Annotated in this window: 14 protein-coding genes and 1 tRNA gene; 9 read left to right on the forward strand and 6 right to left on the reverse strand. The window is 73.1% G+C overall.

Annotated features, from left to right (window positions below; all coding sequences use genetic code 11):
* Positions 1-63 precede the first annotated feature (63 nt).
* The 9 genes from ADEH_RS09325 (at position 64) to ADEH_RS09365 (ending at position 6,102) form a co-directional block, all read left to right on the forward strand.
* Positions 64-525, forward strand: a complete 462-nt coding sequence (locus ADEH_RS09325; RefSeq protein WP_011420851.1) for a hypothetical protein — start codon at positions 64-66, stop codon at positions 523-525.
* Positions 526-531: 6 nt separating this feature from the next.
* Positions 532-831: a hypothetical protein gene (locus ADEH_RS09330; RefSeq protein WP_011420852.1), complete on the forward strand. Its 300-nt coding sequence runs from the start codon at positions 532-534 to the stop codon at positions 829-831.
* 46 nt (positions 832-877) lie between these two features.
* Positions 878-1,456, forward strand: a complete 579-nt coding sequence (locus tag ADEH_RS09335; RefSeq protein ID WP_011420853.1) for a hypothetical protein — start codon at positions 878-880, stop codon at positions 1,454-1,456.
* Complete coding sequence (locus ADEH_RS09340) at positions 1,453-1,818, forward strand: hypothetical protein (protein ID WP_011420854.1); 366 nt, start codon at positions 1,453-1,455, stop codon at positions 1,816-1,818. The genes ADEH_RS09335 and ADEH_RS09340 overlap by 4 nt, the downstream gene beginning before the upstream one ends.
* A 21-nt stretch (positions 1,819-1,839) precedes the next feature.
* Complete coding sequence (locus tag ADEH_RS09345; RefSeq protein WP_157061348.1) at positions 1,840-2,241, forward strand: hypothetical protein; 402 nt, start codon at positions 1,840-1,842, stop codon at positions 2,239-2,241.
* A 15-nt stretch (positions 2,242-2,256) separates the two neighbouring features.
* Positions 2,257-2,580, forward strand: a complete 324-nt coding sequence (locus ADEH_RS09350) for a hypothetical protein (protein ID WP_011420856.1) — start codon at positions 2,257-2,259, stop codon at positions 2,578-2,580.
* A complete protein-coding gene (locus ADEH_RS22565) occupies positions 2,580-3,278 on the forward strand; it encodes a terminase small subunit (RefSeq protein WP_011420857.1) in 699 nt (232 codons plus the stop codon). Before ADEH_RS09350 ends, ADEH_RS22565 begins: the two co-directional genes overlap by 1 nt.
* Positions 3,271-5,169 carry a hypothetical protein gene (locus ADEH_RS09360; protein WP_011420858.1) on the forward strand — a complete coding sequence of 633 codons (1,899 nt, stop codon included), beginning with the start codon at positions 3,271-3,273 and terminating at the stop codon, positions 5,167-5,169. The genes ADEH_RS22565 and ADEH_RS09360 overlap by 8 nt, the downstream gene beginning before the upstream one ends.
* A gap of 219 nt (positions 5,170-5,388) precedes the next feature.
* Positions 5,389-6,102, forward strand: a complete 714-nt coding sequence (locus tag ADEH_RS09365) for a hypothetical protein (protein ID WP_011420859.1) — start codon at positions 5,389-5,391, stop codon at positions 6,100-6,102.
* An 86-nt stretch (positions 6,103-6,188) separates the two neighbouring features.
* On the opposite strand, the gene ADEH_RS23470 is transcribed toward ADEH_RS09365, so the two are convergent.
* From ADEH_RS23470 to ADEH_RS09400, 6 genes are all read right to left on the reverse strand, one after another.
* Positions 6,189-6,461, reverse strand: a complete 273-nt coding sequence (locus ADEH_RS23470) for a hypothetical protein (protein WP_232287463.1) — start codon at positions 6,459-6,461, stop codon at positions 6,189-6,191.
* A gap of 995 nt (positions 6,462-7,456) precedes the next feature.
* A tRNA-Val gene (locus tag ADEH_RS09380) sits at positions 7,457-7,528 on the reverse strand.
* A 53-nt stretch (positions 7,529-7,581) separates the two neighbouring features.
* A complete protein-coding gene (locus ADEH_RS09385; RefSeq protein ID WP_011420860.1) occupies positions 7,582-7,917 on the reverse strand; it encodes a hypothetical protein in 336 nt (111 codons plus the stop codon).
* A gap of 8 nt (positions 7,918-7,925) precedes the next feature.
* A complete protein-coding gene (locus tag ADEH_RS09390) occupies positions 7,926-8,336 on the reverse strand; it encodes an SCP2 sterol-binding domain-containing protein (protein ID WP_011420861.1) in 411 nt (136 codons plus the stop codon).
* Between the two features lie 2 nt (positions 8,337-8,338).
* Positions 8,339-9,961 carry an Hsp70 family protein gene (locus ADEH_RS09395; protein ID WP_011420862.1) on the reverse strand — a complete coding sequence of 541 codons (1,623 nt, stop codon included), beginning with the start codon at positions 9,959-9,961 and terminating at the stop codon, positions 8,339-8,341.
* 61 nt (positions 9,962-10,022) lie between these two features.
* A complete protein-coding gene (locus ADEH_RS09400) occupies positions 10,023-12,200 on the reverse strand; it encodes an ATP-dependent helicase (protein ID WP_011420863.1) in 2,178 nt (725 codons plus the stop codon).
* Positions 12,201-12,331 lie beyond the last annotated feature (131 nt).

A 12,331-nucleotide genomic window follows, 5' to 3' on the forward strand; every position in this document is an offset into this window, starting at 1 on the left:
GAACGCCCGCGGGCCGCTGCTGGCAGGGCACAGGCACGCCGCCCGGCGCCCGGAGGGCAAGCCGTGAGGCACGACGGCGACACGCCCCGGCGCTTCTGCTCCATCGAGGAGTGCGAGAAGCCGGCCGAGCGGGTCACGGCGGAGGACGTTGCGCTCTGCGCGATGCACCGCAAGCGCCTGTTCCGGCTGCGCCACGGCATGCCCGCGCCCGATATGGCCGAGCCGCCGTCGCGTAGCGGCGGCGGTCCGGCGGCGTGCCGCAGGGCCGGCCCGACGCCGCTCGAGCGAGTCATCGTCGCGGGCGACGCCCTCCTCGAGGTGTCGAGCGAGGACGATCGCGCCTTCGACCACGCCCTCGCGCGCTTCAAGGCCGCGTGCGCGTACTGGATGCGGTCCGAGGGGTGGACGCCGCCACCCGCCCTGCGCGACGTGGCCTCCGGCGCGGCGCCGGAAGCCCGGGGCGCCCCGCCGCCCGCGCAGCTCGACCAGGTCCAGACTCCTCGCCGCGTCGCGGCGGACGGGTGACCCGACGTGGCCGCCGGCCCTCTCGAGCTCGAAGCGCCTCCCGACGTCGGCCTCCTGGCCGATTCAGCGGAGGCGCTCGAGGCGGGCCGGGTCCCGGCGGAGGTCGCGCTCGAGGAGCTGCTCCACCTGCTCGAGCAACGCCCCGCGGTGGCGCGCGAGCTCCGGCGCCGCCGGGCGCTCCGCCGCGTCGCCGAGCTGCTCGCGTCCGGCGAGTACCCGTCCGTTCGCGCCGCGGCGCCGCGCGTCGCGCGCGAGGTCGGCTCGCAGCCGGAAACCATCCGCTGGTGGTGGGCGGAGGCCCGTTGAGACCCACCACCATCCCGACGAGGCTGTGACCAGGAGGAAGCCGCTGATGCCCGCACCGACGAAACCCGACCCGAGAACCGAGCTCGCGCTCACCCGCGAGCGCCTCAGTGACCTCGGCCAGAAGTTCCCCCAGGCCAACGCCGCGGTCTCGGCCGCCGCCGTCGCAGCCGAGCGCGCGAAGGTCGAGCTGGACCTCCGGCCCGACGACAAGGACGCGCGCAAGGCGGCCGACGCCGCGGCGGAGCGGTTCGAGGAGGTCGTCGGCGAGCGCGACACCATCCTCGAGGCCATCGAGCGCCTGCGGAAGCACGAGAACACGCTCGCCGCGATGGTGGCCGCCGAGACCACCGCCGACATGGCCCAGGCGCAGGCCGCCGCCCGGAAGGCGAACGCCGACGCGGTCCGCGCCGGCGCCCCCGCGGTTCTCGCCTGGGTCGGGCGCATCATCCTCGACAGCGAGCTCGCGGGACGGCAGGTCGCGAACCTCGGCCAGCTCATCGCCGAGTACCTCACCGGCTCGTTCCAGCACTCGTCGCTCTCCTCGGGCTACCAGCAGGGGATCAACGCCGCGTGGGCGGAGTCCCGCCGGCTCCGCGAGGCGCTGGAGCGTGGGGAGGTCCTGTGACGCGCCCGCTCGCCGAGATCGAGAAGCAGGCCACGCTACAGCGCACCCGCGACGAGCTGGTGGCGAAGCTCAACGCCGGCGGCATCACCGCCGACCAGGCGGCGATCGACCTCGAGCGCCTGCACGCCATCCACGACGAGCTGGACGCGCTGAAGCCGGCCCCGCCCGCGCCGCCGCCGCCCGTCCTCCCCGACGTCGGGAAGCTCTCGCGGAGCGATGCCGCGGCGAAGGCGGCCGAGATCCGCAAACGGCCGGAGTACTTCACCGGCCGGCGCGCGGACGGGACCCGCCTCGCCCCCGACGAATACGAGCACCTTATCCGCGAGCACGCCGAGCTGAACGCTCGCGCGCAGGAGGAGTGACACATGGCGACGATGATCCGAGTGAAGCCCCTCGCAGTGACCAGCGTCGCCAGCATCTCGACGGGCGCTCTGACGTACGCGGCCTGCGCCGCGGACGAGATCGCGGTGCTCGTCGGCGACAGCGTCGCGCGCCAGCGCCTCGGGAGCGAGACGCGCGAGGCCCTGAACTTCTGGGCGAACAGGCCACGTAGCGCGCCCGCCGTGGCTGGCGGCTCTGTCCGCGCCTTCGTCGCCGCGCCCGGTGTGAACGGAGACGGGCTCGAGGCGGCGGGGACCACCGTCCTGAACACCACCGCGGTGGACGAGACGAAGGTGGGCGTCATCGTCGGCGCGATGGCGGCGGCCTGCCTCGACAAGTCGTCGCTCCTCCACGCCTCGATCGCGATGGCGCTCGACCAGTTCGTCTCCCGGTTCGGCGTCTGACGGAGGCATTGCGCCATGGCGGCAGCGAAGCGCATCGCAAAGCAGGGGGCGCGCGGGACGGCGGCGGGGGTCGCCGAGCTGCGCGCGCTCGTCGAGACCCACGCTCCCGGCGCGTGCCCGCGCTGCGGCGAGGCGCTGTCCAGCCGCAGCGCCCTCGCCCGGCGCGCGCTGCGCATCGCCGCCCAGCTCGCGGCCGGGCGGGCCGGCCTCCGTCGCCGGGGCCGGGGCCGCCGCGCCGCGGAGGGCGCCGCCATGGACCTCCTCGCGCTCGCCGAGGCCCTGCTCCACTCGGACGGCGCATGCAGGCGGCCTCCCGCCGCGTTCACGAGGGGCACCTGATGGCGCCCAGGTTGAGAAAAGCTGAGGTCGCGCTCACCGCGAAGCAGCTACGGTTCGTCCAGGAGTACCCGGTGGACCTCTGCGGCGCGAAGGCCGCCGTGCGCGCCGGCTACTCGCCACGCACGGCCGATCGCATCGCGTCGCGCCTCCTCCGCCACCCGCGCATCGCCGCCCTGTTGGCCGATCACGCCGCCCAGGTCGGCGCCAGGCTCGACCTCACGGTGAAGCGGCTCGAGGAGGAACTCGCCCGGGTCGCGTACTTCGACCTCCGCGAGCTCTTCGACGACCGCGGCCAGCTCCTCGCCCTCGAGGACATGCCGGAGAACGCCCGGCGCGCCGTTGCCTCGATCGAGATCGAGGACCTCTTCGAAGGGCGCGGCCGCAGCCGCGAGCGGGTCGGCGTGGTCCGGAAAGTCAAGCTCTGGTCCAAGACCGAGGCGCTCCGCCTCGGCTTTCAGCGCCTGGGTGCCCTGGTCGAGCGCCACGAAGTCGCGGTCGCCGACATGGCCGTGCGCGAGGTCTCCGACGCCGAGTGGGAGATGCTCGCGATCCTGACCCACCACGTGGTGCCGACCGTCGCCGCTCCGGGTGCGCAGCCGGAGCTGCCGGCGGCGTGCCCCTCATCCGGCGAGGCCGCACCCGAGCCGGCCGTGCAGGTCACGTACCTTCAGCCGCAGGACGGAGACACGGATGCCTGACCAGACCTTCGCCGAGATCGAGCTCCGTGGTGACCTCGCCCTGGACGAGCGCTACGCCGACGCCGTCCGGGCCGCCGGCATCAAGGACGGCGGGCCGGTCCTGCAGCTCCGCGACGTGCTCGCGCAGCTCGAGCGCGCGAGCCGCGACCGCGCCGTCGGCGCCGTCCTCCTGGTCGTGGACTCGCTCGGCGGGAGCTCCTGGGCCGGCCTCGCGCTCTGCGAGGCGCTCCGGTGCCTCTCCGAGGACGGCGTGCGGGTCGTCGCGCACGTGGCCGGCACCGCAGGGAGCGCGGCCGCGGTCGCGATCCTCGGCGCCGACGTGGTCACAGCGGCGCCCGGCGCAGTCATCCACCCGCACGGCCTCTGCATCCCCGCGGCTGCGGTGCAGCCGGGCGGCACGCGGGCAGCGCTCGAGGTCCTCGAGGCGGACGCCTGGCTCAACGCCGGCCTCCTCTCGACGCGCACGCTCGGGCGCCCGGAGGACATCGCGTGCTGGCTCGACCACCCGGGTGAGGAGCTCGCCGCCGCACGCGCGGTCGCGGTCGGGTACGCCGACGAGGTCCGCGACCTGGAAGCTGCCCGCGAGCTCGCGCGGCGCCTCATGGCCGCGCCCGCCCAGACGGAGCGCGCGCGGAAGCTCGAGCAGCTCCAGGTCGGCGAGGAGCTCGAGGACGCCGAGGCGGCCGCCCGCGACATCGGCGCGGCGATCCTCTCGGCGCTCTCGTGCGGCATCCTCCCCGAGCTCGTGGCGCGAGACGTGCTCTGCCGGTGGGGGCGCGCTTCCCGCGCCGACGCGATCAGCGCGTACGCGCGCGCCACGCGTCACCTGCGGCTCGGCGCGTCGGTGGTCCTGCTCTATGCGAAGCTCCCGACCGCCATCAAGCAGGCCCTCGGCATCTTCACCACCGCGAAGGAAGTGAAGCGGCGCCACATCGTGAGCGGGCTGCGCATCTTCCTGCGCCAGGGCTGGCAGGAGATCGCCAAAGAGAGCGGCGAGTTTCGCCACTTCGACCAGCAGATCGACCGGGACGTCCGCGAGCTCTTCCGTTCGATGCAGGGGTTCGCGCCGACCATCGATGTGGGCGACGGCACCTCCGGCCCTGCGCTGGCCGCGCTCGAGAACGCCGCAGGCGCCGCCCTCACGGCGGCCGCCTCGCTGCGTCAGCAGACCATCCGTTTCGCGGCCGCGCCGATGATGCTCATCCAGAAGACCGTCAACGCCGTGACCTGGTATGGCGCCCGTGAGCAGGCCCTCGAGGAAGGCCACGCGAACCCGATCGCCTACGCCGACTCCATCGTGTCGATGACGCAGACCGGCGGCGGCGCGAAGGATCTCGCCAGGGTGCAGCGGGGGCACGAGACCTGGAAGCTCTTCACCGTGATGTTCAGCTACCGGAGCGTGCTCTACAACCTCCTCACCGAGCGCACGGGGAAGACCGGCTCGGCGAGGACGATGGAGATCGGCGCCCGCTTCTGGTGGCTCGTCTTCCTGCCCGTGGTCTTCGAGGAGCTGCTCATGGGCGGCATCAAGGACGACGAGGACGAGGAGGACGTTGCTCGGCGCGTCGCGCTCGAGATGGCCCTGCTCCCCGCCTCCACGATCCCGGGCATCGGCGACCTCGCGGAGACGACGGCGAGCGGTCGCCAAGGCCGGTATGCCCCGTGGCTCGACACGCTCTTCCGCAATGCCCAGGTGGTGCACGAGCTCGTGGTGGACGGCGACCTCGAGACGAACGACGTCAAGGCCGTTTCCGACCTGGTCGGCATGACGATGCACCTGCCCACCGCGGCGCTCTGGAACCTCGGCGACTTCACGGATCGCCTGCTCGCGGGCGAGCTCGAGGAGCCGGTCCAGGACCTGTTCTTCCGCAGCCCCGGCCGGTGGGAGTGATGTCAGCGGGAACCGGGCTACCCGGGCGCCGGCTCTTCGCCTGCCTGGCGCCGACCTAACCCGCGCCGCCGCCCCGTGGGCATAGTCCGGAGGGCGGCACCTCTACTGCTTCGATGGGTGAGCTTGCGCGTTAGCCTATTAACGTGCTAACGCTCGGACTGAAGGTTGGACACCAACAGCGGGCACTCCCGCCCGCCTGCCAACCCAAGGAAGGCTGCCATGACGACGATGATCTCGACTGCCGATGCGCTCGCCGAGGTGCGGCGCTGGTACGACGCCCAGGTGGACGCGGTCGCGCGCGCGTGGGAGCCGCGCTTCCGGCACCGCCAGTACCGGCCCGACACCGAGGAGGACGACTGGGAGACCCTGTCGCCGCCGCGCCTCGAGCTCGAGGACGCGCTCGCGCGCCTGCCCATGTTCCAGGACGACGCGGTGGGCTGCCTCGTCCTCGCGGTGAGCCCGCAGAACTACGAGGACGCGCAGCCGATCACCGGCCAGGCGTCGACCGTGATGGCGCTGGACGTGCTCGCGCGAGCCGAGGCACTCGGCTACTTCCGCGAGCCCTGCTCCGAGGGGCTGCGGTTCCCGGACCTCCCCGCGGCGGGGCTCCTCTCCGACGACTTCCGTAAGGCGGAGGAGGAGGCTGAGACCGCGCAGAACTGCGCGTACCTGGTCAACAGGTTCCCGGATTCCTACTCGGCCGAGAAGCGCGCCGACTGCGCGGCGCGGCTCGAGGCGGCCCAGAAGCGGCTGGCGGCGGTCCGCGCCGGCGAGATCCCGGCGTTCACCGAGGCGCAGAAGCGGGCGCAGCACGTGGAGCGTCGGCGGGCGATCGTCGCCGCGTACCGCGCGCGCCTCGAGGCGGCCGGCGTGGACGCGACGTGGGTCGAAGTCGAGCGCGCGGGCGCCTCGGACGCTCGCGAGGCGGCGTAGCGGCACCCGGCGGGCCGCTGCCACCCGCAGCGGCCCGCTCCGACCTGGGACGAGGAACACATGGCCACCACGAAAGCGCCTCGCGTCTACATCCGCCCGAAGAACGGCCGCGGCGCCGCGTCCGGCCCGCTGCAGGCGGTGATCGTCTTCCCGGACGGCCGGAAGGAGCGCAAGGCGACCGGGTACAGCGTCGGCCAGGAGGCGGACGCGGAGACCTTCCGCGCGCTCCTCCAGGCCAAGCTCGCCGGCGACGCGCCGGCGGGCGTGGCCGGTGGGCTGACGGTGCGCGCCTGGGGCGAGCGGTGGGCGGCGGCGCGGATCGCCCGGGGCGTCGTGTCGGCCGACAACGAGCGCGCCATGCTCCGCTACCACCTGTTCCCCCAGCTCGGCGACGTGCCTCTCACCCAGCTCACGAAGGCGCGGATGCTCGACTGGGTCCGCACCCTCCCCTCCCGCCCGCGGTCCGACTCCCCCGAGCCGCTCGCGCCGCGGACGGTCCACCACATCGCCGGCACCGTGAAGCGGCTCCTGGCAGAGGCCGTGGACCGCGAGCTCCTGGCCGTGAACCCCTGCGCCTGGCGGCCGAAGCGGGACCTCCCGGCGAAGCGCGACAAGGTGGCCGGGAAGCGGAACCACTCCGGGTTCGCGGGCTGGGAGGTCTGGCAGCTCCTCCACGACGAGCGCGTTCCACTCGACCGCCGGGTGATGTACGCGATCGACTTCCTCACCGGCATGCGCCCGGGCGAGGTGGCCGCGCGCCGATGGCGCGACCTCGACACCACTGCGACGCCCCTGTGGCGCCTCGACGTGGCGTCGGCCTTCAACAGCCGGCACTACGTCGAGAAGACGACGAAGACGAACGTCGAGAAGATCATCCCGATTCACCCGCTGCTCGCCGAGCTGCTGCGGGAGTGGTTTAACACCGGCTGGCAGGCGTTCATGGGCCGGAAGCCGACGCCCGACGACCTGGTGGTGCCGCGCGAGCAGGGCGGCCAGCGGACGAACACGCACAGCAACAAGCGGTTCCAGGGCGACCTCGAGCGGCTCGGGCTCCGCGGCGGCCGCACGCACTACGAGACGCGGGCCACGTTCCGCTCGCTGGCCATCGCCGGCGGTGCGCCGCGCGGCGAGCTCGACCTCATCACGCACCCGTCGCCGCGCGAGGCGGCGGACCTGTACACGCGCCTCGAGGTGGTCTGGCCGGCGATGTGCCGCGCGGTGCTGGCGGTGACCGTGGAGCCGCCGGCGGAGGGCGACGCTGCTCCCGCCGGGGAGGTCACTCCGCAGGTCACCCCGCGGGATCCGGAAAAGGAAAAGGCCCGTCGCCTCAGTGGCTTCGGGCCTCTTCCTTCTGTGGGCGCTGCAGGGTTCGAACCTGCGACCCCTGCCGTGTGAAGGCAGTGCTCTACCGCTGAGCCAAGCGCCCTGGTGCTGCGAGGCGGCGAAGTATGCCGTCGGTCCCCGGGTGTGTCAACGGGTTCAGCGCGAGCCGTCGCCGGGGGGATCGGGCGGCTCGCCGCCGCCGCCGCGGCGGGTCTCCTCGAGCTTCTCGGAGAGCTCGCGGGCCTTGCGCTTGATGCGGGCGAGCTGCTTCGCGAGGTCCTGGTAGTCCTGACGGCCGGGGATGCCCGCGGCGGCCATCACCCGCTCCTGGAGCGCCTCGACCTGCTTCCGGCCGCGCTGGGCGAGGCCCACCGCGCGCGCCACCGCCTCCTGGCCACGCGGGTCCTTGATGACGGTCTCGGCCGCCCGCGCCACCAGCTTCGTCCCGGCGTCGAGGAGCGAGCCGGCGATGCCCTTCCCTTCGCGTCCCATGCGCCCTCCTACGGAAGCTCCGTCTGCACCGCCGCCAGCGCCGCGTCCACCACCCCGCGGTGCTGGGCGCGGCGGATGAGGGCCTCGAGGTCCCCCTCGACCGTCACCCGGCCCGACAGCGCCGCCTGCACCGCGTCCGCGCCGCGGAGGATCGCCTTCACCGTCCCGTACGGCGCACGGATCACGTAATCCGGCTCGAGCTCGAGGATCTCGTCCTCGTCGGCGAGCAGTCGCCAGCGCGCGATGCGCCCGCCGCGCTGCTCCGCCCAGGCGGCCACGGTGCGGGGCCACGCGGGCGGGTCGGCCTCCACCACCAGCGCCGCGGTCGTGCCCAGGCCGCGGAGCGCGGGCGCGAGGCCGGGCTGCGCGTTGAGCGCCGCCACGAGCGCGTCGATCCACTCGCGCGAGCCGAACCGCATCCCTAGCCCCGCTTCAGCCAGCCGAACAGCCCGCCGCGCCGCTCCTCGCCCGCCGCCGCGGCCGCGGCCTGCTCGCCCGCCGCCTGGCGCCGCCGCGCCTCCTCGGCCAGGGCCCGCTTCATGGCCTCGGGGGTGTCGCGCGTGGCGAGGCCGATCTCGGTCATGCCCTTCACCGGGTCGTCGAAGCTCACCTTCAGCAGGCACTCCTCGTCGAGCTTGAAGTCGATGCGCCGGCCGGTGGCGGCGGCGGGGAGGCGGATGGAGCCCAGGAACTCGTGGTCCACCAGGAAGTCGGAGTCGCCCTGGTAGATGTCGATCTCGATGGGCTGCCCGGGCTCGCGCGGCGGCGGCAGGCGGAAGCTCTTGCTCGCCGGGATGGGCGTGTTCTTCTCGAGCACCTTGCGGAAGTGGCCCGTGGGGGTGGCGATGCCGATGGGCATCGAGAGCACGTCCACCAGCGTCACCGAGTCGATCTGGTCGATCGAGTCGCCGAGCAGCGCGGCGCCGAGCGCCACGCACTCGTCGGGGTGGACGCCCTTGCGCGGCGGCTTGCCGAAGTGCTCCTGGATCTTCTGCTGCACGAGCGGCATGCGGCTCTGGCCGCCCACCAGGATGATCTCGTCGATGTCCTGCGGGCGCAGGCCCTTCTCCTCCATGACCTGGTCGCAGATCTCGAAGGTGCGCTCGACGAGGTCGAGCGTCAGCTCGTTGAGCTGGTGGCGCGAGAGCGGCATGCGCACGTCGAGCGGCCGCCCCTTGCGCTCCTCGATGAACGGCAGGTCGATGACGACGTTCGGGATGAGCGAGAGATCGATCTTGGCGGACTCCGCGCCCTTCTTCACCCGCTGCATGGCGATGGGCGACTGCGCCAGGTCGATCTTGTGCTGGCGCCAGAAGTCCTCGAGCACGTAGTCGATGATCCGGTTGTCGAAGTCCACGCCGCCCAGGAACGTGTCGCCGCCGGTGGCCAGCACCTCGAACACGTTGCCGGAGAGCTGGAGCACCGAGACGTCGAACGTGCCGCCGCCCAGGTCGTAGACCAGCACCTTCTGGTCGAGCCCGCGCGAGAAGCCGTAGGCGAGCGCGGCCGCGGTGGGCTCGTTGACGATGCGCTTCACCTCGAACCCGGCGATGCGCCCCGCCTCGCGGACCGCCTGGCGCTGCGCGTCGGAGTAGTAGGCCGGCACCGAGATGATCGCCCCGGCCAGCTCCTTCTGCAGGAACGCCTCGGCGATGGTGCGGATGTGCGCGAGCACGAGCGCGCTGATCTGCGGGAGCGTGTGGACCTGCCCGCCGAGCAGCACGGCCGCCTCGCCGCTCGGTCCCTCCACGATGTCGTACGAGTAGTAGTTGCGCAGCTCCTGCACGACCTTGGAGTTCCACTTGCGGCCGATGAGCCGCTTCGCGCCGTAGATGGTGTTCTTGGGGTTGGTGACGAGCTGGTCCTTCGCCACCCCGCCCACCAGCACGTCGCCCTTGTCGCTCAGCGCCACCACGGTCGGCAGGATCAGGTTGCCGCGGTCGGTCGGGACGACCTTGGGGATGCGGTTCCGCACGTACGCGACGCACGCGTTGGTCGTGCCGAGGTCGATGCCGATGATGGGCTTTTCCCGCGCGCCTGCCATGGCCCGAAACCTAGCACAGGAAGCGGCGGCGCCCGAACCCGTGGCGCGGGAGGCCGTGCGGCTAGAACGGCACGTCGTCGCCGCCGTCCGGGTCCCCGCCGCCCGGCTCCGCCGCCGCGTCGGCCGGGACGGGCCCGCGCCGCGGCGACGGCTCGCCGAACAGCGCCGGGACGACGCTCGGGTCGCGCGGCGGGAGCCCGGTGGCCGGCGGCGCCGCGCCCAGCGCCGCCGGGAGGCCGGGATCGTCGAGCTGCCAGCGCTCGAACAGCTCCGGCTCGGCGGGCAGCTCCTCGAGGAAGCGCGAGGCCTTCATCACCACCCGCTCGCGGTCCCGCGGCGCGGCGACCACCGGATACGTCAGGTACAGCTCGTCCTTGGCGCGGGTGCTCGCGACGTAGAACAGCCGCCGCTCCTCCTCCTCGCCGTCCGTGTCCTTCAGCGCCTGCGCCGAGGGGAAGCGGCCGTCGGCGAGCCAGACCACGAACACCGCCCGCCACTCGAGCCCCTTCGCCTGGTGCACCGACGAGAGGATCATCTTCTCGTCGGGCTCGCCGCCCTCCGACACGGTCTCGGCCGAGATCTCGGTGAGGAGCGCGATCTCGGAGAGGAACGCCTCGGTGTCCTCGTAGCCGCGCGCGTACTGCGCGAGCTGCTGGACGTCCTCGACGCGCTGGTCGGCGTTCAGGAACTCGGCCCGCAGGTACTCCTCGTAGCCGCCGTCCAGCACCTTCTCGATGGCCTCGCCGGGCAGGTCGGAGGTGGGCGGGCGCGAGAGCGCGCGCAGGAGCTGGGCGAGCCGGGTGTAGCCGGCGCGCCCCTTGGCCGGCACGTGCGAGGCGACGTCCGGCGCGAGCAGCTCGTCCACGGCGCCGCGCCCGCGGCTGCGCCGCAGCGAGAACGCGCTCCACACCGCGTCCGCGGTGGCGGTGCCGACGCCGGGGGTGATCTTGAGGCAGCGCTTCAGCGCCAGCTCGTCGCCGGGGTTCCGCGCGAAGCGCAGGTGGGCGAGCACGTCCTTCACGTGCGCGGCCTCGAAGAAGCGGACGCCGCTGCGGACCACGAACGGGATCCCGCGCCGCGCCAGCTCGAACTGGATCTCCATCGAGTGGTGGTGCGCGCGGTACAGCACCGCGATCTCCGGGAGCGGGATGCCCTCGTCGCGCAGCTCCAGCACGCGCTGCGCCACGAACGCCGCCTGCTGCTGCACGTCGCGGCAGGGCACGACCGCCGGGAGCGTCCCGTCGCGCCGCACGCTCGACAGCTCCTTCTCGAACTGCCGGACGTTCGCGGCGATCGAGGCGTTCGCGAGCGAGAGGATCTGCGGGGTGGAGCGGTAGTTGACCGTGAGGTCGAAGCGCCGCGCGTCCGGGTAGCGCTTCTCGAACTCGAGGATGTTCGCGAAGTGGGCCCCGCGGAACGAGTAGATGCTCTGCGCGTCGTCGCCCACCACGCACAGGTTCCGGTGCTCGGCGGCGATGAGGTCCACCACGTCGCCCTGGAGCCGGTTCGTGTCCTGGTACTCGTCCACCAGCACGTGGCGGTAGCGCCCCGCCAGCGCGCGGCGGACGTGCTCGCGCTCGGCGAGCAGGATCTTCCAGTTGAGCAGCAGGTCGTCGAAGTCCATCGCGTTGAGCGCGTGCTTGCGCTCCGCGTACCGCCGGGCCACCCGCAGCACGTCGTCGGTGAGCGCCACGAACTGCGGGCGCCGGTCGGCGAGGACGTCGGCGAGCGGCGTCTGCGTGTTCACCGCCATCGAGACGAGGTCGATGAGGACGTCCGCCTTCGGGAAGCGGCGCGCGCCCACCGCCAGCCCGCACTCCGCGATGGCCGCGGTCATCACGTCGCGCGAGTCCTCGCGGTCGAGGATGGAGTAGCCGCGCTGGTAGCCCAGCTCCGCCGCGTGCTCGCGCAGCACCTCGTGCGCCACGTGGTGGAACGTGCCGCCGGAGATGCGGCGGGTGTCCACCCGGCAGACCTCCTCCACCCGCCGCAGCATCTCGCGCGCCGCCTTGTTGGTGAAGGTGAGGAGGAGGATGCCCTCCGGCGCGACGCCGTCCGCGACCAGCCGCGCCACGCGCCAGGTGAGCGTGCGCGTCTTGCCGGAGCCCGCGCCGGCGATCACCAGGATCGGCCCGTCGCCCGCCTCGACGACGGCGATCTGCTGGTCGTTCAGGAGCCCCTGGTAGTTGAGCGCGCGGGCGGGCGGGGAGGCCGCCTTGAGCTGGTAATGCCGGGACATGCGTTCAGGGCAGGCAAGCTAGCAGGCGATATCGGCCGGGTCAAACCGGCGGCCTCGCCGCCGGGCTCCATTTCACCCATCGTCAATTGCGGCCGAAAAGTTGGAGGGGCGCACCTCGCCGCTTAGCATCC

The organism is Anaeromyxobacter dehalogenans 2CP-C, assembly GCF_000013385.1.
In the GTDB taxonomy this organism is placed as follows: domain Bacteria; phylum Myxococcota; class Myxococcia; order Myxococcales; family Anaeromyxobacteraceae; genus Anaeromyxobacter; species Anaeromyxobacter dehalogenans_B.

Bases quoted from the DNA above. Each gene is read 5' to 3' on its own strand.
- ADEH_RS09335 (WP_011420853.1), top strand. From the start codon at position 878: ATGCCCGCACCGACGAAACCCGACCCGAGAACCGAGCTCGCGCTCACC.
- ADEH_RS09350 (WP_011420856.1), top strand. From the start codon at position 2,257: ATGGCGGCAGCGAAGCGCATCGCAAAGCAGGGGGCGCGCGGGACGGCG.
- ADEH_RS22565 (WP_011420857.1), top strand. From the start codon at position 2,580: ATGGCGCCCAGGTTGAGAAAAGCTGAGGTCGCGCTCACCGCGAAGCAG.
- ADEH_RS09360 (WP_011420858.1), top strand. From the start codon at position 3,271: ATGCCTGACCAGACCTTCGCCGAGATCGAGCTCCGTGGTGACCTCGCC.
- ADEH_RS09365 (WP_011420859.1), top strand. From the start codon at position 5,389: ATGACGACGATGATCTCGACTGCCGATGCGCTCGCCGAGGTGCGGCGC.
- ADEH_RS23470 (WP_232287463.1), bottom strand. From the start codon at position 6,461: ATGGCGCGCTCGTTGTCGGCCGACACGACGCCCCGGGCGATCCGCGCC.
- ADEH_RS09385 (WP_011420860.1), bottom strand. From the start codon at position 7,917: ATGGGACGCGAAGGGAAGGGCATCGCCGGCTCGCTCCTCGACGCCGGG.
- ADEH_RS09390 (WP_011420861.1), bottom strand. From the start codon at position 8,336: ATGCGGTTCGGCTCGCGCGAGTGGATCGACGCGCTCGTGGCGGCGCTC.
- ADEH_RS09395 (WP_011420862.1), bottom strand. From the start codon at position 9,961: ATGGCAGGCGCGCGGGAAAAGCCCATCATCGGCATCGACCTCGGCACG.
- ADEH_RS09400 (WP_011420863.1), bottom strand. From the start codon at position 12,200: ATGTCCCGGCATTACCAGCTCAAGGCGGCCTCCCCGCCCGCCCGCGCG.